24 protein-coding genes and 3 tRNA genes are annotated in these 23,255 nt (G+C 53.7%); 17 read left to right on the forward strand and 10 right to left on the reverse strand.

Going from position 1 to position 23,255, the window contains the following annotated elements:
- Positions 1-150: 150 nt before the first annotated feature.
- The 6 genes from hpaD to hpaA all read left to right on the forward strand — a co-directional run bounded on the left by hpaD (position 151) and on the right by hpaA (position 5,385).
- On the forward strand, positions 151-1,008 hold the full coding sequence (gene hpaD / locus KAJ71_RS00555) for a 3,4-dihydroxyphenylacetate 2,3-dioxygenase (RefSeq protein WP_248943909.1): 858 nt from the start codon (positions 151-153) through the stop codon (positions 1,006-1,008).
- Between the two features lie 9 nt (positions 1,009-1,017).
- On the forward strand, positions 1,018-1,404 hold the full coding sequence (locus KAJ71_RS00560; RefSeq protein ID WP_024527249.1) for a 5-carboxymethyl-2-hydroxymuconate Delta-isomerase: 387 nt from the start codon (positions 1,018-1,020) through the stop codon (positions 1,402-1,404).
- A gap of 14 nt (positions 1,405-1,418) precedes the next feature.
- Positions 1,419-2,222 carry a 2-oxo-hept-4-ene-1,7-dioate hydratase gene (gene hpaH / locus KAJ71_RS00565; RefSeq protein WP_248943910.1) on the forward strand — a complete coding sequence of 268 codons (804 nt, stop codon included), beginning with the start codon at positions 1,419-1,421 and terminating at the stop codon, positions 2,220-2,222.
- An 11-nt stretch (positions 2,223-2,233) separates the two neighbouring features.
- Positions 2,234-3,028 (forward strand): 4-hydroxy-2-oxoheptanedioate aldolase, encoded by a 795-nt coding sequence (hpaI, locus tag KAJ71_RS00570; protein WP_248943911.1) that lies wholly within the window; start codon positions 2,234-2,236, stop codon positions 3,026-3,028.
- Between the two features lie 11 nt (positions 3,029-3,039).
- Entirely contained in the window at positions 3,040-4,410 is a 1,371-nt protein-coding gene (gene hpaX / locus KAJ71_RS00575) for a 4-hydroxyphenylacetate permease (protein WP_248943912.1), read from the forward strand.
- A gap of 78 nt (positions 4,411-4,488) precedes the next feature.
- Positions 4,489-5,385: a 4-hydroxyphenylacetate catabolism regulatory protein HpaA gene (gene hpaA / locus KAJ71_RS00580; protein ID WP_248943913.1), complete on the forward strand. Its 897-nt coding sequence runs from the start codon at positions 4,489-4,491 to the stop codon at positions 5,383-5,385.
- A gap of 11 nt (positions 5,386-5,396) precedes the next feature.
- Here hpaA and ampH read toward each other — a convergent pair whose 3' ends face one another.
- Both ampH and KAJ71_RS00590 read right to left on the reverse strand, forming a co-directional pair.
- Positions 5,397-6,539, reverse strand: coding sequence for a D-alanyl-D-alanine-carboxypeptidase/endopeptidase AmpH (ampH, locus tag KAJ71_RS00585; protein WP_248943914.1), 1,143 nt, complete (start codon positions 6,537-6,539; stop codon positions 5,397-5,399).
- A gap of 141 nt (positions 6,540-6,680) precedes the next feature.
- Positions 6,681-7,751: a GGDEF domain-containing protein gene (locus tag KAJ71_RS00590; protein WP_248943915.1), complete on the reverse strand. Its 1,071-nt coding sequence runs from the start codon at positions 7,749-7,751 to the stop codon at positions 6,681-6,683.
- 238 nt (positions 7,752-7,989) lie between these two features.
- Between KAJ71_RS00590 and KAJ71_RS00595 the strand changes: the two genes are divergently transcribed.
- Positions 7,990-8,274 (forward strand): DUF1435 domain-containing protein, encoded by a 285-nt coding sequence (locus tag KAJ71_RS00595; protein ID WP_248943916.1) that lies wholly within the window; start codon positions 7,990-7,992, stop codon positions 8,272-8,274.
- 80 nt (positions 8,275-8,354) lie between these two features.
- Here the strand turns inward: KAJ71_RS00595 and KAJ71_RS00600 are convergent.
- The 4 genes from KAJ71_RS00600 to KAJ71_RS00615 all read right to left on the reverse strand — a co-directional run bounded on the left by KAJ71_RS00600 (position 8,355) and on the right by KAJ71_RS00615 (position 9,773).
- Positions 8,355-8,441: transfer RNA gene (locus KAJ71_RS00600), tRNA-Leu, on the reverse strand.
- Positions 8,442-8,484: 43 nt separating this feature from the next.
- Positions 8,485-8,571 (reverse strand) — tRNA-Leu (locus KAJ71_RS00605).
- 35 nt (positions 8,572-8,606) lie between these two features.
- Positions 8,607-8,693, reverse strand: a tRNA-Leu gene (locus KAJ71_RS00610).
- 186 nt (positions 8,694-8,879) lie between these two features.
- A complete protein-coding gene (locus tag KAJ71_RS00615) occupies positions 8,880-9,773 on the reverse strand; it encodes a LysR family transcriptional regulator (protein WP_248943917.1) in 894 nt (297 codons plus the stop codon).
- Positions 9,774-9,890: 117 nt separating this feature from the next.
- On the opposite strand from KAJ71_RS00615, the gene KAJ71_RS00620 reads away from it, so the two are divergent.
- On the forward strand, positions 9,891-10,883 hold the full coding sequence (locus KAJ71_RS00620; RefSeq protein ID WP_248943918.1) for an aldo/keto reductase: 993 nt from the start codon (positions 9,891-9,893) through the stop codon (positions 10,881-10,883).
- 63 nt (positions 10,884-10,946) lie between these two features.
- Here the strand turns inward: KAJ71_RS00620 and rsmC are convergent, their stop codons facing one another.
- Positions 10,947-11,990, reverse strand: coding sequence for a 16S rRNA (guanine(1207)-N(2))-methyltransferase RsmC (gene rsmC, locus KAJ71_RS00625; RefSeq protein ID WP_248943919.1), 1,044 nt, complete (start codon positions 11,988-11,990; stop codon positions 10,947-10,949).
- 355 nt (positions 11,991-12,345) lie between these two features.
- On the opposite strand from rsmC, the gene KAJ71_RS00630 reads away from it, so the two are divergent.
- The 4 genes from KAJ71_RS00630 to KAJ71_RS23575 all read left to right on the forward strand — a co-directional run bounded on the left by KAJ71_RS00630 (position 12,346) and on the right by KAJ71_RS23575 (position 15,424).
- Positions 12,346-12,783 (forward strand): DNA polymerase III subunit psi, encoded by a 438-nt coding sequence (locus tag KAJ71_RS00630; protein WP_248943920.1) that lies wholly within the window; start codon positions 12,346-12,348, stop codon positions 12,781-12,783.
- Positions 12,728-13,171 carry a ribosomal protein S18-alanine N-acetyltransferase gene (rimI, locus tag KAJ71_RS00635; protein ID WP_248943921.1) on the forward strand — a complete coding sequence of 148 codons (444 nt, stop codon included), beginning with the start codon at positions 12,728-12,730 and terminating at the stop codon, positions 13,169-13,171. The genes KAJ71_RS00630 and rimI overlap by 56 nt, the downstream gene beginning before the upstream one ends.
- Before the next feature lie 192 nt (positions 13,172-13,363).
- Entirely contained in the window at positions 13,364-14,953 is a 1,590-nt protein-coding gene (prfC, locus tag KAJ71_RS00640) for a peptide chain release factor 3 (protein ID WP_248943922.1), read from the forward strand.
- 168 nt (positions 14,954-15,121) lie between these two features.
- On the forward strand, positions 15,122-15,424 hold the full coding sequence (locus KAJ71_RS23575) for an IS110 family transposase (protein WP_375540714.1): 303 nt from the start codon (positions 15,122-15,124) through the stop codon (positions 15,422-15,424).
- A 90-nt stretch (positions 15,425-15,514) separates the two neighbouring features.
- Here the strand turns inward: KAJ71_RS23575 and KAJ71_RS00645 are convergent, their stop codons facing one another.
- The 3 genes from KAJ71_RS00645 to KAJ71_RS00655 form a co-directional block, all read right to left on the reverse strand.
- Positions 15,515-15,778, reverse strand: a complete 264-nt coding sequence (locus KAJ71_RS00645; protein ID WP_248944149.1) for an immunity protein — start codon at positions 15,776-15,778, stop codon at positions 15,515-15,517.
- Positions 15,778-17,874 carry an S-type pyocin domain-containing protein gene (locus KAJ71_RS00650; protein ID WP_248943923.1) on the reverse strand — a complete coding sequence of 699 codons (2,097 nt, stop codon included), beginning with the start codon at positions 17,872-17,874 and terminating at the stop codon, positions 15,778-15,780. Before KAJ71_RS00650 ends, KAJ71_RS00645 begins: the two co-directional genes overlap by 1 nt.
- A gap of 84 nt (positions 17,875-17,958) precedes the next feature.
- Entirely contained in the window at positions 17,959-19,098 is a 1,140-nt protein-coding gene (locus KAJ71_RS00655; RefSeq protein WP_248943924.1) for a tail fiber domain-containing protein, read from the reverse strand.
- 943 nt (positions 19,099-20,041) lie between these two features.
- Between KAJ71_RS00655 and osmY the strand changes: the two genes are divergently transcribed.
- From osmY to KAJ71_RS00680, 5 genes are all read left to right on the forward strand, one after another.
- Positions 20,042-20,656, forward strand: a complete 615-nt coding sequence (osmY, locus tag KAJ71_RS00660; protein ID WP_248943925.1) for a molecular chaperone OsmY — start codon at positions 20,042-20,044, stop codon at positions 20,654-20,656.
- Positions 20,657-20,796: 140 nt separating this feature from the next.
- Positions 20,797-20,958, forward strand: coding sequence for a DUF1328 domain-containing protein (locus tag KAJ71_RS00665; RefSeq protein WP_004933089.1), 162 nt, complete (start codon positions 20,797-20,799; stop codon positions 20,956-20,958).
- Between the two features lie 57 nt (positions 20,959-21,015).
- On the forward strand, positions 21,016-21,201 hold the full coding sequence (locus tag KAJ71_RS00670) for a CsbD family protein (RefSeq protein ID WP_248943926.1): 186 nt from the start codon (positions 21,016-21,018) through the stop codon (positions 21,199-21,201).
- Between the two features lie 10 nt (positions 21,202-21,211).
- The gene (locus KAJ71_RS00675) at positions 21,212-22,324 is read left to right on the forward strand and encodes a patatin-like phospholipase family protein (RefSeq protein ID WP_248943927.1); all 1,113 of its coding nucleotides are present in this window, start codon (positions 21,212-21,214) and stop codon (positions 22,322-22,324) included.
- Positions 22,321-23,109 (forward strand): TatD family hydrolase, encoded by a 789-nt coding sequence (locus tag KAJ71_RS00680; RefSeq protein WP_248943928.1) that lies wholly within the window; start codon positions 22,321-22,323, stop codon positions 23,107-23,109. The genes KAJ71_RS00675 and KAJ71_RS00680 overlap by 4 nt, the downstream gene beginning before the upstream one ends.
- Positions 23,110-23,255 lie beyond the last annotated feature (146 nt).

The following is a 23,255-nucleotide window of genomic DNA, read 5'->3' on the forward strand; positions in this document are numbered from 1 at the left end:
ACAACAACCAAGGACTAGACCCATTAGATTTCGGACTGCAGCTAGGCGACAAGCTTGTTCATCCAGGAGCTTACTTTTAGTAAGTGACTGGGGTGAGCAAGTGCAGGTAACAACGCTGCAGTTCGAAAGAGGATGGGTATAGGAGGACTTATGGGTAAATTAGCTTTAGCTGCAAAGATCACACACGTTCCTTCGATGTACCTGTCTGAATTGCCCGGTGAACATCACGGCTGCCGTCAGGCGGCCATTGATGGCCACAAAGAGATCAGTGCCCGCTGCCGCGAAATGGGCGTCGATACCATCATCGTGTTCGACACCCACTGGCTGGTGAACAGCGCCTACCACATCAACTGTAACTCGCATTTCAAAGGGGTTTACACCAGCAACGAGCTGCCGCACTTCATTCGTGACATGACCTATGAATACGACGGTAACCCGGAGCTGGGCCAGATGATTGCCGATGAAGCCCGCAAGCTTGGGGTACGTGCCAAGGCGCATGAGATCTCAACTCTGGAGCTGGAATACGGCACTCTGGTGCCGATGCGTTATATGAACAGCGATCGACACTTCAAGGTGATTTCTATTTCTGCTTTTTGCACCGTGCATGATTTTGCCGATAGCCGCCGTCTGGGCGAAGCGATCAAAACCGCGATTGAGCAATACGACGGCACCGTGGCGGTATTGGCCAGCGGCTCGTTGTCACACCGCTTTATCGACGATCAGCGTGCCGAGCAGGGCATGAACAGCTACACCCGCCAGTTCGACCAGCAGATGGACGAACGGGTAGTGAAACTGTGGGAGGAAGGGCGCTTCCGCGAGTTCTGCGAAATGCTGCCTGAGTACGCTGACTACTGCTACGGCGAAGGCAATATGCACGACACCGTGATGTTACTGGGCCTGCTGGGCTGGGATAAATATCAGGGCAAGGTGGAGTTTGTTACCCCGCTGTTTGCCAGTTCCGGAACCGGCCAGGTCAACGGCATATTCCCCCTTCCAGCCCAAGCGTGAGGACCCCAAATGCCCCATTTTTACGCTGAATGTACCGATAACATCCGCCGGGAAGCGGATTTGCCCGCGCTGTTCGACAAGGTAAACCACGCGCTGGCGGAAACCGGCATCTTTCCGCTGGCTGGCATCCGTAGCCGTGCCATCTGGCTGGATACCTGGCAGATGGCCGACGGTAAGCAGAACTATGCCTTTGTGCATATGACGCTGAAGATTGGCCACGGTCGCAGTCTGGAGAGCCGCCAACAGGTGGGCGAAATGCTGTTCATCCTGATCAAGGATCACTTTGCCGCGCTGATGGCCAAGCGCTATCTGGCCCTCTCTTTCACCATGGAAGAGCTGGATCCGGTGCTCAACTATAAGCAGAACAACGTCCATGCGCTGTTTAGCAAGGACTGAACAAGGGGTGGTAAATGCTGGATAAAGACATACTGAGCCGAGCCGTGCAGCGCCTGCATCAGGCCGAGCAGAGCCGTGAACAGATCCGCGCGTTATCGCTGGATCACCCGGAGATCACCATCGAAGATGCCTATGCTATCCAGCGTCAGTGGGTTGAGCTGAAGATCGCCGAAGGGCGCACTCTGAAGGGCCATAAGATCGGGTTGACCTCGCGTGCGATGCAGGTTAGCTCGCAGATCACCGAGCCGGACTACGGCGCGCTGCTGGATGACATGTTCTTTAACGACGGCAGCGACATTCCGATCGATCGCTTTATTGTGCCACGTGTCGAAGTGGAGCTGGCGTTTGTGCTGGCGAAGCCGCTGCGCGGGCCGAACTGCACGCTGTTTGATGTCTATAACGCTACCGACTATGTGATCCCGGCGCTGGAGATCATTGACGCTCGCAGCCATAACGTCGATCCGCAAACCCAGCGGCCACGTAAGGTGTTCGACACCATTTCCGACAATGCTGCCAACGCCGGTGTGGTGATGGGCGGCAGACCGATCAAGCCGGACGCGCTGGATCTGCGCTGGATCAGTGCCTTGCTGTATCGCAATGGCGTGATTGAAGAGTCTGGCGTGGCGGCGGCGGTGCTCAATCATCCGGCCAACGGCGTGGCCTGGCTGGCGAACAAGCTGTCTCCGTATGACGTGGAGCTGGAGGCCGGGCAGATCATTCTTGGCGGCTCCTTTACCCGCCCGGTAGCGGCGCGGCGGGGCGATACCTTCCATGCCGACTATGGCCCGATGGGCTGCATCAGTTGCCGGTTTGTCTAAGGAGGAACACCATGTTAACCAATCATTTCAAACAGGCCCTACAGGAAAAACGTCCGCAGATCGGTCTGTGGCTGGGGCTGTGCAGCAGCTACAGCGCGGAACTGCTGGCCGGAGCCGGGTTCGACTGGCTGCTGATCGATGGCGAACACGCGCCTAATAATGTGCAAACGGTATTGGGCCAGCTGCAGGCGGTGGCGCCTTACCCCAGCCATCCGGTGGTGCGTCCGGCCTGGAACGATCCGGTGTTGATCAAGCAACTGCTGGACGTCGGTGCGCAAACCCTGTTGATCCCGATGATCCAAAATGCCGAACAGGCGCAGGAGGCGGTGCGGGCCACCCGTTATCCACCCAACGGCATTCGCGGGGTCGGCAGTGCGCTGGCTCGCGCCTCGCGCTGGAACCGGGTGCCGAATTACCTGCATCTTGCCGACAGCCAGATGTGCGTGTTGGTGCAGATAGAAACCCGTGAGGCGGTAAAAAATCTGGATGCCATCCTGGAGGTGGAAGGGGTCGACGGCGTCTTTATCGGCCCGGCGGATTTGAGTGCTGACATGGGCTTTGCCGGTAATCCGCAACATCCCGACGTGCAACGCACTATTGACGATGCTATTGCCCGCATCAGTGCCGCAGGCAAGGCACCGGGCATCCTGATGGCACAGCAGGAACTGGCACAGCACTATCTGGCATCCGGCGCGCTGTTCGTTGCCGTTGGCGTGGATACCACCCTGCTGGTGCGGGCGGCAGACTCCCTGCTCAGCAGTTTCAAACAGGATAAACCGGCGGAGCAATCCCAGAGCGTTTACTAATCGGAGTCATCATGAGCAACGTCGATTCGCTCAAGCCGTTGAACCCGGCAGAGCAACATAAAGCGTTAACCGCCACCGAGCAGTCGGTGATTAAAAAGTTATTTCGGCGCCTGATTATTTTCTTATTTGTGTTGTTTGTTTTCTCGTTCCTTGACCGTATCAACATCGGGTTTGCCGGTTTGACCATGAAGCAGGATCTCGGTCTTAGCTCCACCATGTTCGGCCTGGCGGCAACGCTGTTTTACGTCACCTACGTGATCTTCGGTATCCCCAGCAACATGATGCTGAGCAGGGTGGGGGCACGGCGTTGGATCGCCACCATCATGGTGCTGTGGGGCATTGCTTCTACCTGCACCATGTTCGCCACTGGGCCAACCAGCTTGTACGTGCTGCGGATGATCGTCGGCATTACCGAAGCGGGCTTCCTGCCAGGGATCCTGGTGTATCTCACCTACTGGTTCCCGGCATTCTACCGCGCCCGGGCTAACGCGTTGTTTATGATTGCCATGCCGGTCACGATGGCGTTGGGTTCGCTGGTGTCCGGCTACATTCTGGCGCTGGACGGCATGATGAACCTGAAAGGTTGGCAATGGTTGTTCCTGCTGGAAGGCATCCCTTCGGTGATCCTCGGTGTGGTGGTGTGGTTCTATCTGGACGACACACCTGCCAAGGCCAAGTGGCTAACCGGCGAAGAGAAGGCCAGCCTGAAAGCGATGATGGAAGCCGACAAGCTGCAACTGGTGCAGCCGGAAGGGCCAAGCAGCCACCGGGCGTTGCAACAGCGCAGTCTATGGCGTGAAGTGCTGACACCGGTGGTGCTGATGTATACGCTGGCGTATTTCTGCCTCACCAATACCCTGAGTGCCATCAATATCTGGACGCCGCAGATCTTGCAGAGCTTCAACCAGAGCAGCAGTAACATCATGATCGGTTTTCTGGCGGCGATCCCACAAATTTGTACCATCGCCGGTATGATCTGGTGGAGTAAACGTTCGGATCGTCTGCAGGAGCGTAAATTCCACACCGCGCTACCTTATCTGTTTGCCGCGGCGGGTTGGCTGCTGGCCTCGGCAACCAATCACAGCATGGTTCAACTGCTGGGGATCGTGATGGCTTCGGTTGGCTCGTTTACCGCGATGGCGATCTTCTGGACCACGCCGGATCAATCAATCAGCTTTGAAGCTCGAGCTGTGGGGATCGCGGTGATCAACGCCACGGGTAACATCGGCTCGGCGGTCAGCCCGCTGCTGATCGGCTGGTTCAAGGACGTGACCGGCAGCTTTAACTCCGGGCTATATTTTGTCTCGGCGTTGCTGATTATCGGGGCCGTGCTGGTATGGCGTATTCCGATGAAGGATTCACGCCCACGGGCTACGCCATAAACTTTGGATACTGCCACCCTCTATGGGAGAGGGGCGGGGTGGGGGGATTTCCTTCTCTTACTTTCACCGGAGGACGACGTGCAGAAAAGTACCGGCTTTATCGCCAATATCGATATTGGCAAAGAGTATGACGCGCGTTATGCCGCTGATGAGGTGCACTACGAAACCTTTGCCGGGCTGGCGGCATTTTTTGGCCGGGATATGCAGGTGCACTGGCATGACCGTTTCTTCCAACTGCATTATCTGGCCACCGGCAGGATAGAGCTTCAGTTGGACGATCAGCACTATTCGGTGCAGGCTCCGCTGTTTATCCTTACCCCTCCCTCGGTGCCACATGCCTTTTTCACCGAGCCGGACAGCGACGGCCACGTGTTAACGGTGCGCCAGGAACTGATCTGGCCGTTGCTGGAACGCCTGTATCCGGGCAGCAATCTGGCGCTGGATATGCCGGGGATTTGCCTTTCGCTGGCCGCAGTGCCACAGGAGTTGGCCGCGCTTGGGCATTATTGGCAACTGATCGCCCGAGAGTTTAGCCAAAAGATGGCCGGGCGCGAGCAGACGCTGGCATTGCTGGCCCAGGCAGTCTTCACGCTGATGTTGCGCAATACCTCATTGGATGACAAGGCCGCCAGCGGCGTGCGCGGCGAACTGAAGCTGTTCCAGCGTTTTAACAAGATGGTGGACGAGCGTTTCCGCGATCACCTGTCGGTACCGGAATATGCCCAGTCGTTGGGGGTGACGGAATCACGCCTCAACGACCTGTGCCGCCGCTTTGCCAACCGGCCACCCAAACGGCTGATCTTTGATCGCTTGTTGCGTGAGGCCAAACGGCTGCTGTTGTTCAGTGCTTGCACGGTGCATGAAACGGCTTACAGCCTGGGGTTCAAAGATCCCGCCTATTTCGCTCGCTTCTTCAATCGGCTGGAAGGTTGTTCGCCTTCCGCCTATCGCGCTACACAACACATGCTGTCGTAACCAGGAACGGGTCAGCCTTTGTTAGCCACCAAATCCGCGACCAGCCGGTTGACCGGATCGCTCATATTGGTGAACTTGGTCAACTCCGAGCGGGTAACGACCACGAACACGCCGATATTTTGCTGTGGTACCATCGCCATATAGGTGATAAAGCCGCCGCCACCGCCGGTTTTCTGGATGATCCCCGGCAGGCCGTCTTTCGGTGCCATGTACACCCAGCCCAGCCCTAAAGCAGAGGCGTCACCCGGCACGTCCATCCCTTTCAACGACACCAGATCCTGGCGTTGGAAATACATGGTTTGTTCGCTCAAGGCCGTTGGCTTGCGCGAGCCGCTAACGTTGGAGGAGAGGAACTGCTGCATCCAGCGCTGCATATCGCGCGGCGTCGAGTAAACGCCACCGCTGCCACTGGCGGCCGTAGTGTCGCGGCAGGCGCTTGGCCCAGAGGCGGCCACCATCAGGCGTGAGCACTGTTCGGCACTCGGCGTCAGCGTGGTATCAACCATCCCCAGCGGGCCAGTGACTTTCTCACGCAGCAAGGCGTTATAAGGTTTGCCAGCGGCGCGTGACAGCGCATCGGCCAATAGATCGTAGGCCAGGTTGGAGTAGGCCGCCCGCACGCCCGGTGGCACGGTAATGGTGGCATGGGCCAACCACTGCCAGCGCTGTGCCTTGGTGGGCCAGGTAAACACTGGTGTTTTTGGCGGTTTCTTGCCGAGTTGCTCACGCGGCAGGGCGCTGGTGTGCGTTGCCAGGTTCAGCAAGGTAATCGGCTGGCGTGAATTGTAGGCAGGGACGATGGCCCCTTTAGGAGCATATTTGCGCAGCGGATCGGTGAGTTTGACCTTACCTTCCGCCGCCATTTTAACCATCACTTCGCTGGTCATCAGCTTGGTGATGGAGGCGATGCGGATCAGAGAATCTGGCCTTGGACGCAGGTCGTTGCCCGGTTTGGTATCGCCAAAACTGCGGTTAACCACCTGATTATTATCGATAACTACCAGCGCCATACCGGTTGCGCCGCTGTTATAGAAGATATGTTCGGCATACTGATCGACAATCTGTGAGGTCAGCTGTGCGTCAGCCGCCTGGCTGGCCAACGGCGCGGTACACAGGCCTAGCGCCAGCAATAACGTGGAGAGTGAGGTCTTCAACGGTCGTGTTCCATATAAAAATGTGGCAGGGAAGGCGTCAATTGTCCGCTAGTGTAATGCGCTACGGCGCGATTGGCATGTGATAAAAGTGGCGACAGGTAAAAGTTTTTCCCCTTTCCCCTTCCGGCGAAGGGGAAAAGATCAGGCGACGGGTTGCGGGTGGGAGGCAAGCTGGATATTGTTGCGGCCACTGTTTTTGGCCCGGTACAGCGCGGCGTCGGCGGCGCAGATCGCAGAGTTGATATCCAGCTTATCCAGCGCAGAAATCCCGGCACTTAACGTAACCTTGGTTGTCTCCTGCGTGTGGAAACGATGAGAGATGGTCAATTCCTGTACGCATTGGCGCACCTTTTCCGCTAGATAAGCCGCGTAGTCTTCACCGACGTTGGTCAGCAGTACCAAAAACTCTTCTCCGCCATAACGTACCACGATATCCCGTGAGCGTACCGCATCCCGGATGGTCGCTGCCACTTGGACTAGTGCTTGATCGCCCAGAGTATGGCCGTAGCGATCGTTGTAGGCCTTGAAGTGGTCGATATCGAGTAGCAGCACAAAGTGGTGGCTCGAGGTCGGCGAGAACAACTGATCCAGTTTGCTCTCCAGCCCACGGCGGTTATACAGGCCGGTTAGCGGATCGATCATGCTCAGGTCGCTGAACTTATCCCGTTCGTGGTACAGGTTGGCCACCAGATGTTGGGTAAACATTTCGCTGCGCTTCAACAGCAAATGACGCACCGAGAAAGCAATGATCGGCAGCAGGGTGGTGAACAGAATACGCATGGTGTTATGCATGTCGTCCAGCCACAGGATTATCAGCGCCGAGGGTACGGCGTGCAGGCAGAAGGCCAGCAGGTTATCCGTCAGCGAGATCGCACTGATAAAGAAAATGCTGAACAGGCTGATCAGCAGAAAGCCGTGGTTGTCACTGGCGGTAAGCTGACTCTTGCAATGGATGTGCACCGCCCATAGCAGCCCAAGGGTGATGGCGAGCAGGTTGAGCCTTTGGACGTAGTGGCGGGGCGAATACAGCGTAAATAGCATGGCCGCCAGGCAAATCGGCGGAATGCAGATTAGCGGCAGCGTGAAGGCCGGAGTCTTTTTAAAAGGCACGAATAAAGTAAAAATGGCAGAGGCTGCATTCATCAACAAGAAAAGAAACAGGGATAAGCGCTGTTTGCTGGTTTGCAGTTGCTGATAAGAACGCGAGTTCATACGGGGATCACTCTTTACCAATGGGGCCGGTCGAAGGAAAAATGTTAGACAACGCCTGCTGAATAATTCCAATCCGTTATTATTAATAGACTATAAATACTAGGAATTTTCTTATGTGAAGCTAACATTTTTACCGCAGGCTGTCATCCGCGTTCAGCCGGATCTTGAAAAGAGTGCGAGCTCAAAAAAAGTGTTATATGATATTGGTTATCATTATCACTTAAAGGGTGGGGTTATCATGTTAGCAGCCATGGTTACCGCTTGTGGGTTATGGGGCATCAGTTGGTGCCTGGGGAATAGGCTTGCCAGCGCCTGGGGTGTGTTGCTGCCCTGTGCCCTGATGCCATTTCTGGCGCTGATCGACCTGAATATGATGCAACTGCGTACCCTGATCGTGGTTGCCATGCTGGCCACGCTGGTGATGCTGTTTAACAGCCGCTGGCGTCATTACCTGTTACTTCCCTCCTGCATGGCTCTGGCCGGTGGTCTGGCCGCAATCAGCCTGCATTTCAGCTTTAATTGAAACGACAAAATCACGCCTGGGCGTGTTGGCGTTTTTCAGTGAGTTTTAATGCAGGAACAGCCAGAAGAGAACCCATCAAGTGGTGCGAAGAGAGGGACTTGAACCCTCACGTCCGTAAGAACACTAACACCTGAAGCTAGCGCGTCTACCAATTCCGCCACCTTCGCACAGTCTGATGTGTTGCTTTGATGTTGATTTATATCACCAGCTTGGTGCGAAGAGAGGGACTTGAACCCTCACGTCCGTAAGAACACTAACACCTGAAGCTAGCGCGTCTACCAATTCCGCCACCTTCGCATTCGATGCTGTGCAATATAAATCATGTGGTTATTTGGTGCGAAGAGAGGGACTTGAACCCTCACGTCCGTAAGGACACTAACACCTGAAGCTAGCGCGTCTACCAATTCCGCCACCTTCGCCTACCAGATACGTTACCGGAGTAACGCTACCACGGAGGCGAATTCTAGAGATTTTGGCGGGTACGTCAATAGTTATTTCCCTTTTTGGCGGCGTTTGCTGTAAAAAACGACATATCCCCTTCTATCTTTCAAACTACAGCGTTGTTGGCGGCCAGCTGTAGATTGAAATCTATTGAGGATAGGGAATCAATGTTTGTTGAACAGGGTAATCAGCCAATCAATCAATACCCTGACACGCGGCGCAAGGAAACGGCCTGGCGGATACATGATATAGATCGGCATCGGTGGTGGTGGTGTATCGGCCAACACTTCCACCAGTTCGCCGCTTTGCAACCAGGGAGAGAGCGTATAACGCGCTGCCTGGATCAGCCCTAACCCGGCACGGCTGGCGCTGGTATAGGCATCGGCTCCACTAACGCTCAATCTGCTCGGCAATTCGCGCAGCTCAAGGCGGCCATCACGGCAAAATTCCAGCGGGTAGTTGCGGTTATTCACCAATGAAAAATAGCCCACTGCCCGATGATGTTGCAGCTCATCGATCGACTGCGGAGTGCCAAAAGCTTGCAGATAGCCGGGAGAGGCGCAGGTGATCTGCGGCAGTTGGGCAATTCGCCGGGCTACCAGCGTATCGTCTTCGGTTTCCCAGGCCCGCAGCACGCAATCCACCCCTTCGCGCAGCAGATCGACATGGGCGTCGTTGGCCCCCAGTGCAATCTCTATCTCTGGATAGCGCTGATAGAAATCATCCAGCGCCGGGATGACGATTTCCCGCGCCAGCGAATGGGGCATATCGATCCGCACCTTACCGGTGGGTTGCAGCTTGTGGTGGCTGAACAGGGTATCTGCTTCTTCCAGGGCGTCCAGCAGGTGCAGACAACGTTGGTAGTACAGCGTCCCCTCGGCGGTGATCTGAACCTGACGCGTGGTGCGCACCAATAATCTGACGCCAAGCCGCTGCTCCAGGCGTTTGAGCACGTTGCTTACCGTGGCACGCGGCAGTTGCAACCGTTCCGCAGCGCGGCTGAAGCTGCCTAGTTCCACGATCCGGGTAAAGATGCGCATAGCCTGAACCTGATCCATCTTGCCGCCTATATTGTTGGTGATTTATGAACAGTGATGTGCAATCTGCATTATTTATCTTTATGGCATAAACAACCAGACTTTGTTCCGACATCCATGTTCAATGAGGACGACATAATGCAACAGCGCAAATTAGGTACTAATGGCCCCCTTGTCTCTGCTCTAGGTTTAGGTTGCATGGGGATGAGTGATTTCTACTCCACCGGTTATGACGAACAAGAGGCGATCGCCACGCTGCATCGGGCGCTGGAACTGGGGGTGACTATGCTGGACACCGCAGATATGTACGGCCCGCACACCAATGAGCAACTGATAGGCAAGGCGATCAAAGGCAAACGCGACCAGGTATTTCTGGCAACCAAGTTCGGTATTGTGCGCGATCCGGCCGATCCCAATGCGCGGGGCGTGAGCAGTAAACCGGACTATATCCGCCGCTCGGTGGAAGGCAGCTTGCAGCGGCTGGGCGTAGAAACCATCGATCTTTACTACCAGCATCGAGTCGATCCGACGGTGCCGATCGAAGAGGTGGTTGGCACCCTGGCGGATCTGATCGCCGAGGGTAAGATCCGCCATATCGGCCTGAGTGAAACCTCCGTTGCCACGTTAGAACGTGCTCACAAAGTGCATCCGATCACTGCGTTGCAGACCGAATATTCCCTGTGGAGCAGGGATGCCGAGCAGGGGCAACTGGCCGCTTGCCAACGTTTGGGCATTGGCTTTGTCGCCTATAGCCCGCTTGGGCGGGGTTTCCTGACCGGGGCGATCCAGAGTATCGAGGATTTGGCGGCAGATGATTTCCGCCGCGATAATCCACGTTTTCAGGGGGAAAACTTTGCTCGCAATCTGCAACTGGTGGCCAAGGTTAGCGAACTGGCCAAGCAGAAAGGCGTTGCCCCGTCGCAACTGGCGTTGGCTTGGGTGATGGCGCAGGGGGAATACATTGTACCGATCCCCGGAACCAAACGCCGCCGTAATCTGGAAGAGAACGTGGCGGCAGCGGAGATCACGCTAAGCGAGCAGGAACTGGCGGCGATCGAGGCGGTATTCCCACTGGCAGGCGTGGCGGGTGCACGCTATACAACGGTGGGTATGGAGTTGATTAACGGCTGATGGTGGGGGGCAAAGTGAGGATATTTCCCCCTCACCTGAGTGGTAAGGGGGAACACAGGCCTACTACCTTTTCTTCTTCGCATCGCGTGGCTGGCGGGCCACGGTGGCTTTGTACACCTTGAAGCGGCCATTCTGCGCCAACACTTCATGGCTACCGAAGGTGGCATCCAGAATATCTGGGTAAGGCAGGAAGGCGTTGGCGACGATGCGCAGTTGGCCACCGATTGGCAGGTGTTTTAACGCCCCGCGGATCAGCGTTTCTGCGGCGGTCAGGCTGGTGGCCAGGCCGTCATGGAACGGTGGGTTGGAGATGATCAGGTCAAAGCGACCGGTAATGTCGGAGTAGACGTTACTGACGATAACTTCCCCTTCGATACCGTTGGCAGCCAGCGTTGCCCGGCTGGATTCCACCGCTGCGGCATTGACGTCGCTAAGGGTCAGCTTCATTTTTGGCGACAGTTTAGACAGCACCGAGGCCATTACGCCAGCGCCACAACCCACGTCCAGCACTTTGCCTTTCATGTGTTTTTCCAGCGTGGAGAGCAGCAGTGAACTACCGACGTCCAAGCCGTCACGGCTGAACACGCCAGGCAGCGTCTTCACTTCCAGATCGTGCAGCTGATAGCTTTCCCACCAGTCGGCCAGATCAAACTGGGTCTGCACATCGATGCGGCCATGATACAACCCACAGCGGCGAGCACTGTCGATCTTGGCAAGCGTGGCATGTCCTTCCAGGGTTTGTTCCGCGCTGCGTACGCCGCTGCGGTTTTCACCGACGACAAAAATTTCTGCGCCAACCGGCAGCAGGGACAGGATATTGCACAGTTGGAACTGTGCTTCCTGTTTGCTCTTTGGCCAGTAATACACCAGCGTATCGCACTCGGCGACGAAGGCAGGATCGACCGTCAGGCCGAACTGTGCATTCTCTCCCATCGTCCGGTTCAGTAACTGCCAGTGATGGTATTGCTGGGTGTGGACACGCACATCCGCGGCCTCGAATTGGGCCGGCAGGGTATCCTGCAGATCGCCGGCAAACAGCACGCGGCGTTCAATAAATTCATCACTGTGGCGCAGCATGACTTCACTGGCGGGGGTTAATGCAGACATCAGTTTTCGGCTCCTCAAGATTTAGCCGGAGATTATAGAGCTTTGTGGCCAGATGTTCGACGGGTTTTATCCCCTTCATCTTTCAAGCTACAGCGTTGTTACCTGCGCGCCCTTACGCCAGTCACTTAGTTAATCTAAGCTCCTGGGGATAAAGACGCTTGTCGCCGGGCTGTGCTGTACAGGGATGTACAAATGCCGCGAGTGCATGGATGCACTTAGAGCGGCCAGCTTGAAATCTATTGGGGATAGGCCGCGGTGATAATTTGAATAGTTAACGGGAATAGCGCAGGCTGCGCGGGTTTGTTAGCATAGCGCGGCATAGAGCAGGTAGGGTGCGTCACACACGGGGATCGGCATGGCATCAAAACGCGACTGGTTGTTACAACAGCTGGGGATTACGCAGTGGATATTACGCCGCCCTGGAGTGTTGCAGGGGGAGGTGGCGGTCAGCGTGCCCCCGAACGTGCGCCTGCTGGTGGTGGCGCAGGCATTGCCAGACCAGCACGACCCGCTATTTTGTGACGTGCTGCGCAGCCTGGGGCTGACAGCGGCACAAACCTATGGCCTGACACCGGATCAGGTAGCGATGCTGCCGCAAGATACCGAGTGCAACAGTTGGCGGTTGGGCGTCACGGAGCCGCTAGCGGTGGCCGGCGCACAGCTACATAGCCCGGCGCTGGCCGAGCTTTCTCAAGATGCGGGTGCGAAACGCGCACTCTGGCAGCAGATTTGTCATCATGAACAGCATTTCTACCCTGACAGCGGCCGATCTGGCCACAGCCTTCAAGATTGAACAAGCCAGCCATGCGTTTCCCTGGACGGAGGCGACGCTAGCCAGCAATCAGGGCGAACGTTACCTTAACCTGAAACTGGAAACCGAAGGGCAAATGGCGGGTTTTGCCATTACCCAAATCGTGCTGGACGAAGCCACGCTGTTTAATATCGCCATCCACCCAAGTTGGCAGCGCCGGGGCTTTGGCCGCACTTTGCTGACTGCCGTGATCGAGCAATTGGAAGCGCGTGGAGTGGTCACTCTGTGGCTTGAAGTTCGAGCCTCCAACAGCGGTGCGATAGCGCTCTACGAAGACCTTGGCTTCAATGAAGTGACGGTGCGCCGCAACTATTATCCCGCAGCCAGTGGCCGCGAAGACGCGATCGTTATGGCATTGCCGCTGGGGTAGTGACTTATCGCCACCCCTGGTGCAGCCGTTTGGCCCGCCATTATGTTGTGCCGAAGAAACCATTGATTGTCACCGGTTGGTAAATCAGCGAAAATACTCGGCTACTATCTTTTTATTACCGCTTTGCCTGGCGCCGCGATCGGCGCGTTGTGACGATGAGCAGGGCGGACTAACCATAGAAACGTGAAAAACATGTCTCCTAGTGAATTCGCCCGCGAAGTTGCGAAAAGAAGAACTTTCGCCATTATCTCGCACCCCGATGCGGGTAAAACCACCATCACCGAGAAGGTGCTGTTATTCGGACACGCTATCCAGACCGCCGGTACGGTAAAGGGCCGTGGCTCCAGCCAGCACGCCAAATCCGACTGGATGGAGATGGAAAAACAACGTGGTATCTCGATCACCACCTCGGTGATGCAGTTCCCGTACCGTGACTGCCTGGTTAACCTGCTCGATACCCCGGGGCACGAAGACTTCTCCGAAGATACCTATCGTACCCTGACGGCGGTGGACTGCTGCCTGATGGTAATCGACGCCGCAAAAGGCGTTGAAGATCGTACCCGCAAGCTGATGGAAGTTACCCGCCTGCGTGATACGCCGATCCTGACCTTTATGAACAAACTAGACCGTGACATCCGCGATCCGATGGAAGTGATGGACGAAGTTGAGCGCGAACTGAAAATCGCTTGCTCGCCGATCACCTGGCCGATCGGCTGCGGTAAGCTGTTCAAAGGGGTTTACCATCTTTATAAAGATGAAACCTATCTGTACCAGACCGGTAAAGGCCACACCATTCAGGAAGTGCGCATCGTTAAAGGGTTGAACAACCCGGATCTCGACGCTGCCGTAGGCGAAGATCTGGCTGCCCAACTGCGCGATGAGCTGGAGTTGGTACAAGGAGCTTCCCATGAGTTTGAGCAAGAAGCCTTCCTGGCAGGCGAACTGACTCCGGTGTTCTTTGGTACCGCGTTGGGTAACTTCGGTGTCGATCATATGCTGGATGGGCTGGTGGCTTGGGCGCCTGCGCCAATGCCACGTAAAACCGATTCCCGTGAAGTCGTCGCTGCCGAAGAGAAATTCACCGGCTTCGTGTTCAAGATCCAGGCGAACATGGATCCTAAACACCGTGACCGTGTGGCGTTTATGCGCGTGGTGTCTGGCCGCTATGAGAAAGGGATGAAGCTACGCCAGGTACGTACCGGCAAAGACGTGGTGATCTCCGATGCGCTGACCTTTATGGCTGGTGACCGCTCGCACGTTGAAGAAGCCTACCCAGGCGACATCATTGGCTTGCACAACCACGGCACCATCCAGATCGGCGATACCTTCACCCAGGGTGAGGATATGAAGTTCACCGGTATTCCAAACTTTGCGCCAGAACTGTTCCGCCGTATCCGCCTGCGCGATCCGCTCAAGCAGAAACAGTTGCTGAAGGGTCTGGTCCAGCTGTCGGAAGAGGGCGCGGTGCAGGTGTTCCGCCCAATTGCCAACAACGATCTGATCGTGGGTGCGGTGGGCGTGCTGCAGTTTGACGTGGTGGTTGCCCGTCTGAAGAGCGAATACAACGTGGAAGCGCTGTATGAATCGGTGAACGTCTCTACCGCCCGTTGGGTAGAGTGCGACGACGTGAAGAAATTCGAAGAGTTCAAGCGTAAGAGCGAGCTGAACCTGGCGTTGGACGGCGGCAATAACCTGTCGTATATCGCGCCAACCATGGTTAACCTCAATCTGACGCAGGAACGCTATCCAGAGGTGGTGTTCCGCAAAACTCGCGAGCATTGATCTAGCTGCCCCTCACTCTAACCCTTATGTCTTGATCTTCTCCGCCTTAGCGGAGAAGATCCCCGACTGATCATCGGGAGATAGCCGGTGAGCTCCCTCTAACCCTAGTGCCTATGAGCCCGTGGGAGAGATTGTACCCCGGCTGTCTATTTCCCTGTCGGCGTTGATATCGCCAAACACAAGTTTGATGTCGCCATACTGCTGGAAAATCAGAAGGATAAAACCAAAAAGTTTTCCAATACCCCTTCTGGATGCCGCGAGTTCGCGGCCTTGTTGAGCCGCTTTGGCGACTGTCATATCTGCATGGAGGCCACCGGGAGCTACAGCACGGAACTGGCCACTTATCTGGCAGACAACAACTACCATATCCCATCAGCATGGTGCGAGTGTCCCGTTATCACGCCAAAAAGCAGTATATCGGAACATAGAAAAGTGGATAGATTAAAAGAACGCCGAATATCACAGCTTTGATCAAAAAACACACACAATCATAAAAACGTCCAACAAACCCTCGTTTGTTGGACGTTGCTCAAAAAGCACTTATCAGAAAGCGGTGGGGAGTTATTCGATTCCGTATTTTTTATCGGTCACGAATGTGGGTGCTTTCCAATTCGGGCCTTTTTCTGGCAGCGGTTTACCCGTTTTTTTCAATTTTCCTTCCTTAAATAATCGTTGATGAGTTCGCAGCAATTCACCGTTTGCAATAACTTCAAATTTATAGCGAACATACATGCGGTCGATATTTGGGTAGGGCGTCCGTGGAGCAAAATGCAAAAGAACATCCTCTACACTTTCATTTTTGTAAATACCTTCAAGATCTAACATCATTTACCCTCCTCGGCTTTCCAATACGCGTCTTCCGCTTCAGGCGTATACAAAGGTTGATTTTTTTCATTTATTTTATAGTCTTCCAGAGTTGCCGTATGGGTATTATTCCACACTTCATCATAGTTTTCTGGTATTTCCCCATCTTTAACCCCCAGATTCCGGTAACGCTCCAATTCCCGAATTTCGTGGGTGTAAAATCGCTTATCGGTATCGGTGACTTGCAGTTCCCCCTTGAGGATTTTCTCCAGACGATCGATCATCACCTTGTTATCAGGTGATTCACCAAACCGGCCAGCATGCAATTTCACCTTATCCACACCTGCACGGTCAATCTTAGCCCCTTTCCAGTCGAGGTTCTGGATCGGACCACCTGCTTTTTCGGTATGGTAGTCACGGCCGCTATATTCCCCCTTGGTGTTGGTTTCCCCATAAGGGCCACTCAACATCACATAGATCGGCTCAACACCGCTTCCTGTGGCGTCAGGCTGCCAATAGATAAAATCCCGAATATCTTTGAGATCATCTGCCGGATAGGTGGTTGTCACAATGCTGGCAACCTGCTTTACTTCCGTTCCGGTATGCACAGGTGTAGCCGGAACCGGTGAGCTGTTCCCGGTATGGGATGGCGCTGCTGACCCCGTCGGCACCGGGTTAACCAGAATAGTACGTGCCGGAACCCCACCTACTGCTGGCAACGTGATTTTATCCAGCCCGGTTTTCTCGTCACGCACTGCCCTGAGCACTGGCACTTTCGCAGAAACAGCGTTTACGCCCGTTTTAACCAAGGCGGCATACTGCCGACCATTCTCCACCGTGATAAAACCACGCACAGGTAGATTGACCGACGTCATTTCAGGCTGAATATTGACTTTGCCTGCGGCCATAAGGCTGGCATGTACACCAAGCATCGTGGCTCTGTCCCTGCCAAGCGTTTTATCAATTTCACTCTGGCTTTCCCCAACCTTGCCGGACCAGAATACTGCGACAAGAGCCCCGACAGTTGTTACAGTACCCACTGTTACCGTAGGTACAGCCTCAGCCAGTGCTACGGCTCCCCGCCAAACGGCACCGGATATATAACCCGACAGTTCACTGCCTGCCGTCAGAATACCTTCAGCGAAAGTAGATAGCTGAGTCATCCCCGGGGCACGATTCAGTACCAGTGCCCCCGCAGCGGCCAAGGAGGTCTGAGCCGATTTGACCATTTCTGGCGTATATACCGGTGTGGGGTTTATGCCAGCTTTGACCATCAGTGCTGCAAGTTTTGCTCGAGCCTCTGCTTCGGCTTTTGCCTTGGCTTCTGCTTTTGCCCTGGCTTCGGCTTTTGCCTTGGCCTCTGCTTCGGCTTTTGCCCTGATTTCTGCTTCTACCCTATTTTTTATCTCAATCAAGGTATTATTCTTACCACTCACGTCTCCCTTGACAGTTTTTACCCAATCAAGGTACGTGACAAGTTTATTTTTTTCCTCAATTTCCGCGTTAATTTTGGGGGAGACTGCTTTATTCCATAAGTCGATTAACCATGGCCCTGTTGTTGATATCGCGACATCAATCATGCCAGCAGACTTGTCGATAAAGTTCGACATTTTATTGTTATTCATAAAATCCAGGAACGCGATTTCTGTGTCCTGTACTTTTCCATTGACGATTTGTTCTTCCTGATTTTTTAAATCGAGATTTATCTGTAATGAATCAATAGCCTCCTGCAATGCTCTTGCAGCTGAATTGATTTCAGGATTATCAATGAGTCCTGATCTTCTCAAGTCAGTAAGTAACGCGGAGGCCTCATCCCTGATTTGCTCTATATTCTGCGGATAAGCATTTCTAGCCTGCTCCAAGATTTGATTGATTTTTGTCTGGCTCTCTCGTAGAGCAGATAATCCGTAAAAAACCACCTTGTTCGGGTCATACGCTATGCCACCTCCATGTGTTGCCCCCCATGGAACATAGACGGGAAGTGGCGCGATGGGGCTAGTCCCGACAGTTCCTATGGGATTGGTAGGGCCATTTGTGATACTTATGATTATTTCATTATAAATATTATATGGGATTCCATCTATATAATAATAGGGAGTGCCAGATATACTTGCCATTTGATTTCCTTGCTATTTAAATCACGATTTAATTTTTTTAGAGTAAATAGTGTTCAGCGCCAGAATCCATCGAACTAGTTGGCTTTATTTATTAGATATTTTATTTTCTAACGTCGCTAATCGAGACTCCAGCTCGCATCTGTCTTCAATCCTGGCTGCACGTTCTTCTTTAAGCGCTTCAATCAAAAGAGCCACGACGCCATTGATATTGATCCCCCGGGCGTCTTTCAGCGTGCTGCCGTCATTCAGCTTAAGTTCAGTTGTGGTCACTGATTGCGGTAATACACTTTCTACTTCCTGGGCGATGACCCCGGCTTCTGGCACTCCCTGTTTCAGGTAGGTATACCCGCCGATTTTTCCTAGCTTATCCAGCGCACCATCAATTTTTACGATATCCGTTTTCATTCGGGCATCTGAGCTGCTGTGCCACCCGCCGCCGGTGACGGCATAGCCGTCTTCTTTGAAAACGAACCAGCTATTCTTGTTGCCGTCACTCACGTTTATCACCAGCTCGTTGTACTTCACATGGTCGTGATGATAAATTTTTACGTGTTTGTTACCTGGATTTTGTAAGTACAACCCATTTGTAATGGATTCTTTCGATTTATCGGCATTCTCAGGCGGGCTTGCAGTAAACCAGCCGTGAGCGTTGCGTTTGGTCAGTTGCCCAACAGACAGCTCGGCATTGGGCCTGACCCGAAGTTCATTCCAGTTCCCCTGCCAGTCTCGATAGGAGATTAAACCTACCTCTTCTTTTCCGGGGGTTAAGCGGGTACCCATCATCATGGAAGTGGTCACATTGCCGCTGGTAAAATTGGTTTGGATACTGGGCGCGTTATACGTCTGTCCAAGAATGAGGGGATCGGGGCCGGTGGTCACGGCACTGATGCCTGCATTGTGTGACACCATCGCGCCGCCTGATACATCTACGCCATTACGCAGGGATACCCTGCCGTTAGAAAGGTTAAAGGAGAAGGGGCGCAGGGTGTTCCACTGCCCGTCCTGCGCCTGACCGCTCGGCGTCGTCAGTGCATAAAAATCTTGCCCATCATTACGCAGGATCACGCCGGTATTGCCGTTTGCCAGGCGAAAACCGTTTGGTGATTTAGACACGACCTCACCGTCACTGATGACGCGCTTACGCAACGTAGACAGCGATTTCAGTTCGGTAATGTCATCATTCATACCGTTCAGCACCTGAGCGTTTTTCTTTTCTTCAGCCATAGTTACTATCCTTCTTAACAACGAGTTTTTTGACGGTTGACAGCGTCTGTATCCTGATGAACTTGTAGCGGATTCAATATTTTTTCTGCTGTCACACCAGTAAAACACACGGCATGAAGCTGTATGCATAAACAGTATTTTGTTCTTATGAGAGAGAGGTGTCGATTGGTGTTTGTTGTATGGTGGCTGATACAAAAATGGAGATGGATTAGTCGAATAGTCAGAGGCAGCGACCACCCGTTTCATCGTTGGTGAGGAATAACGTCACATTACAAATTTGCAAATAATGTGGGCTGATTATCATTTAATCTGGGTTTCAGGCTCGGAGAGAATCGCCTAATGTGGGTTGAAAAACACCGTTGATTGCAGGTCGGGCAGTCTTCGATGTCAGGTCGTTACACATACTGACTTCCCACCGTACAAGTTCCTTCTCCTTTTTTGGGGAGAGGGAAATGCCCCTATCCTGCTAATTATTAAACCTTACTCATTGATCTTTTTGCTTCTAACCGCACAAGACTTTCCTCTTTCTCCGGCAAATTTTCGCTTATGATCTATATTTATCAGGGCGCATAGCGGTAACTGAGCGTAAAACACTATTGTATCCACATAATTTAGATAGTTATTCGGTAGTGTTGCCGATTGGAGACAGTCCTACCTTAGCAATATCAATAAGATAGTGATGTGGCTCTCAAATTAACTGCTATCTGTCTCCAATAGACGACGGTTTTGCGCTTTATTGTTGCTCAGTTGTTTTGTTGTTGTTGATTTTTAACGGCGTTTTTAACTTGGCACGGGCATTGCAGCAGTGTTCATCGTAGAGCAATAGTCCGGTCGTGAACGTTAGATTGTATAGAGATCGTGAAGTATTCATTTGAGTTAGCCGCATCTGGCGGCACAAGAGCCCGCAGTAGTTTGGGGTTCTACAACAAGAAGGAAGAGATCGATGAAAAATACCAAGTTTGCACATTCGCTGATGGCAGTCGTTTTGGGTTCGGTACTGGTTAGTGGTTCGGCCCTGGCTGAAGAGACCTTGATGAACAAAGCATCCGGCGTAGTTGATAGTACTGGTGCCAAAATCGATAGCTCCATGAAAAAAGTCGACAGCTATATGGATGACAGCGGCATAACGGCTAAAGTTAAAAGTGCGCTGGTTGACGATAAAGCCATCAAAAGTACCGACATCTCGGTGGAAACCGAAAAGGGTGTGGTGACGTTGAGCGGTTTTGTCGCTACTCAGGCTCAGGCTGAGCAAGCGGTTAAAGTCGCGGGCCAGGTGGAAGGGGTCAAATCCGTCAGCGATAAGCTGCACGTGAAAGATAAAGCGACCCAGTCGGTGAAATCTTATGCTGGTGACACCGCGACTACCAGCGAACTGAAAGCTAAACTGCTGGCCGATGACATCGTGCCTTCACGCAACGTGAAAGTAGAAACCACCGATGGTGTGGTGCAGCTTTCCGGTGAGGTGAAAACCCAGGCGCAGTCTGACCGTGCCGAAAGTATTGCCAAAGCCATTGATGGCGTGAAAAGCGTCAAGAACGATCTGGCAGTAAAACCGTAATCATCAGTAACAGTAAGCTAGAATCCCAGGCGGATGCCTGGGATGTACCACCAGAAATAGAATAACCCGCAGTTTTAAGCCGCACCCAGCAGGGGCGAGCCGAACGCGAAATTTTTTATCACCATGGTAAGGAGAGGCTTATGTTTCGATGGGGCATTATTTTTTTAGTTATTGCATTGATCGCCGCAGCACTGGGTTTTGGTTCGTTGGCAGGTACTGCTGCCTGGGCTGCCAAAGTGGTGTTCGTGGTTGGGATCATCCTGTTCCTGGTCAGCCTGTTTACTGGCCGTCGGCGCCCTTAGCGTCTCTCTAAACTGTAACAAAGCTTGATTCCTTTCCTCAATGCCAGGAGGCAGTTCATGAACAGCGACATCATTGTTGGCCGCTGGAAACAGCTGAAAGGCCAGGTTTGGCAGGCATGGGCGGAGTTTTCCGGCAATGACGGCCTGTGGCTGGCTGGGAGCAATGACTGCCTCTCTGGCGTATTACAAGAAGATTACGGAAGAGAGCAAGAAGAGGTATCCTCGGGGAAACGGTCATATTGAGGATACGGGTTTGGGATATAGAATACCCATCACGCTCGGTAATATAGAACCCCTGGCGTATAAACCATACCGGCCCGGTAAAATGGCGCTGGTGTGTGAGGGCGGCGGACAGCGCGGTATCTTTACCGCCGGTGTACTGGATGAATTCCAGCGCGCCCGCTTTAACCCTTTTGATCTGATGATTGGCACCTCTGCTGGCGCGCAGAACCTCTCGGCTTTTATTTGTGGTCAGATGGGCTACGCACGGCGGGTGATCACCCGCTACACCACCTCTGCCAATTTCTTCAACCCGTTGCGCTTTGTGCGTGGTGGGCATCTTATTGATCTCGATTGGTTATTGGATATTACCTCACAACAGCTGCCGCTGGCTTTTGATGTGGCGGAAAAGCAGCTGATTGATGGCCGTGAATTTCTGGTGTGTGCCTGCCGCAGCGATGACTTTGCGCCGGTTTATCTGCCTGCGGTGCGGGATAGCTGGTTACCAGCCATCAAGGCTTCCAGCGCTATCCCCGGTTTTTACCGTATGGGCGTAGAGCTGGATGGCATCAGCTATCAGGATGGCGGCATCAGCGATGCCATCCCCGTGGAAGAAGCCTATCGCCGTGGGGCGGATACCATCGTGGTGATCCGCACCGTGCCTTCACAGATGGTTTACACGCCGAAGTGGATGAAACGCATGGAGCACTGGCTGGGGGAAAGCAGCCTGCAGCAAATGGTGCGGGTGTTGCAGCATCATGAGCAGAGCTATTTGCGCATCCAGCAATTTATTGAAAAACCGCCCGGCAAACTGCGCATCTTCGAAATATTCCCGCCTAAGCCGCTGGCGAGCAATGCGCTCGGCAGCCGTTTGCCCGCACTGAATCGCGATTATCATCTGGGGCGCCGTTGTGGGCGCTATTTCCTGGCGACGGTAGGCCATTGGCTGCTGGAGCAGGAAAAGAGTGATGGCATTAAGGTGAAAAAGTCGCTATCACGTCGTTTGCTCCAACCGGAAACAGTGCGGATGCCGTCGCCGATTATTACCGATGTGCTTAACCCGCACAGCCATTCTGTGCAGCCTGAAGTTACGCCAAAAATCATCCTGCCAGGTGAGGTCACTCCTGGTGATGGAGAAGTGCGGTGAGTTACGCCTTTGTCGATACTCATTGCCACTTTGATTTCCCCCCTTTTAGCGGTAATGAAGCGGCGAGCCTGGCAGTGGCCGCCCAAGCCGGGGTGCAGCAAATTATAGTGCCTGCGGTAACGGCCGATCGCTTTGTACGCATTCTCAAACTGGCGCGCGAACATACCCCGCTGTTCGCTGCACTGGGCCTACATCCGCTGTATATCGCCCAGCACCATGATGAACAGCTTGAACAACTGGCCGGCTTCCTGGCGAGCAAGCCGCAGAAGCTGGTGGCTGTGGGGGAGATTGGGTTGGATCTGTATATGGCAGAGCCGCAGTTTGAACGCCAACAGGCGTTGCTCAAGGCACAGCTGAAGCTGGCAAAGCAGTATGATCTGCCGGTGATCCTGCATTCCCGTCGTAGTCACGATCAGCTGGCTGCTGCATTGCGTCGTACCGAGGTACCGCGCTGTGGCGTGGTGCATGGTTTTGCTGGCAGTCTGGCCCAGGCGCAGGCTTTTATTCGCCTGGGATATTACATCGGCGTTGGTGGCACGATCAGCTATGAACGGGCGCAGAAGACCCGCCAGGTGATGGCGCAGTTGCCGTTGACCTCGTTGTTGCTGGAAACCGATGCGCCGGATATGCCGTTGGCGGGTTATCAAGGGCAGCCGAACCGGCCCGAACGGGCTGCGGAGGTGTTTAAGGTACTTTGCCAACTGCGGCCTGAATCTGCGGACGACATTGCCGAACAGCTACAACAAAATAGCCAATCCCTGTTTGCATTAGATCCATATGCCTAACTTTATATGTGATTTTCGTCACGTTTTGTGATTTTCAGTTACTTCCACTTGTATATATTTGTGACATAAAACGAGTCTCATCCCGCCTCGCTCAGTATAATTGCGTCCCATTATCGCCCTTGAGCAACCCGTTTCATCCAGCGGGC

This window comes from Serratia silvae, from assembly GCF_023282985.1.
GTDB classification, from domain to species: Bacteria; Pseudomonadota; Gammaproteobacteria; order Enterobacterales; family Enterobacteriaceae; genus Chania; species Chania silvae.

Coding starts and splice junctions, on each gene's coding strand:
- KAJ71_RS00560 (WP_024527249.1), top strand. CDS start 1,018: ATGCCCCATTTTTACGCTGAATGTACCGATAACATCCGCCGGGAAGCG.
- rsmC (WP_248943919.1), bottom strand. CDS start 11,990: ATGTCTGCATTAACCCCCGCCAGTGAAGTCATGCTGCGCCACAGTGAT.
- KAJ71_RS00665 (WP_004933089.1), top strand. CDS start 20,797: ATGTTTCGATGGGGCATTATTTTTTTAGTTATTGCATTGATCGCCGCA.
- KAJ71_RS00615 (WP_248943917.1), bottom strand. CDS start 9,773: ATGGATCAGGTTCAGGCTATGCGCATCTTTACCCGGATCGTGGAACTA.
- KAJ71_RS00620 (WP_248943918.1), top strand. CDS start 9,891: ATGCAACAGCGCAAATTAGGTACTAATGGCCCCCTTGTCTCTGCTCTA.
- hpaH (WP_248943910.1), top strand. CDS start 1,419: ATGCTGGATAAAGACATACTGAGCCGAGCCGTGCAGCGCCTGCATCAG.
- KAJ71_RS00650 (WP_248943923.1), bottom strand. CDS start 17,874: ATGGCAAGTATATCTGGCACTCCCTATTATTATATAGATGGAATCCCA.
- KAJ71_RS00590 (WP_248943915.1), bottom strand. CDS start 7,751: ATGAACTCGCGTTCTTATCAGCAACTGCAAACCAGCAAACAGCGCTTA.
- KAJ71_RS00670 (WP_248943926.1), top strand. CDS start 21,016: ATGAACAGCGACATCATTGTTGGCCGCTGGAAACAGCTGAAAGGCCAG.
- rimI (WP_248943921.1), top strand. CDS start 12,728: ATGAACAGCATTTCTACCCTGACAGCGGCCGATCTGGCCACAGCCTTC.
- hpaD (WP_248943909.1), top strand. CDS start 151: ATGGGTAAATTAGCTTTAGCTGCAAAGATCACACACGTTCCTTCGATG.
- hpaI (WP_248943911.1), top strand. CDS start 2,234: ATGTTAACCAATCATTTCAAACAGGCCCTACAGGAAAAACGTCCGCAG.
- KAJ71_RS00630 (WP_248943920.1), top strand. CDS start 12,346: ATGGCATCAAAACGCGACTGGTTGTTACAACAGCTGGGGATTACGCAG.
- KAJ71_RS00595 (WP_248943916.1), top strand. CDS start 7,990: ATGTTAGCAGCCATGGTTACCGCTTGTGGGTTATGGGGCATCAGTTGG.
- osmY (WP_248943925.1), top strand. CDS start 20,042: ATGAAAAATACCAAGTTTGCACATTCGCTGATGGCAGTCGTTTTGGGT.
- hpaX (WP_248943912.1), top strand. CDS start 3,040: ATGAGCAACGTCGATTCGCTCAAGCCGTTGAACCCGGCAGAGCAACAT.
- prfC (WP_248943922.1), top strand. CDS start 13,364: ATGTCTCCTAGTGAATTCGCCCGCGAAGTTGCGAAAAGAAGAACTTTC.
- KAJ71_RS00655 (WP_248943924.1), bottom strand. CDS start 19,098: ATGGCTGAAGAAAAGAAAAACGCTCAGGTGCTGAACGGTATGAATGAT.
- KAJ71_RS00645 (WP_248944149.1), bottom strand. CDS start 15,778: ATGTTAGATCTTGAAGGTATTTACAAAAATGAAAGTGTAGAGGATGTT.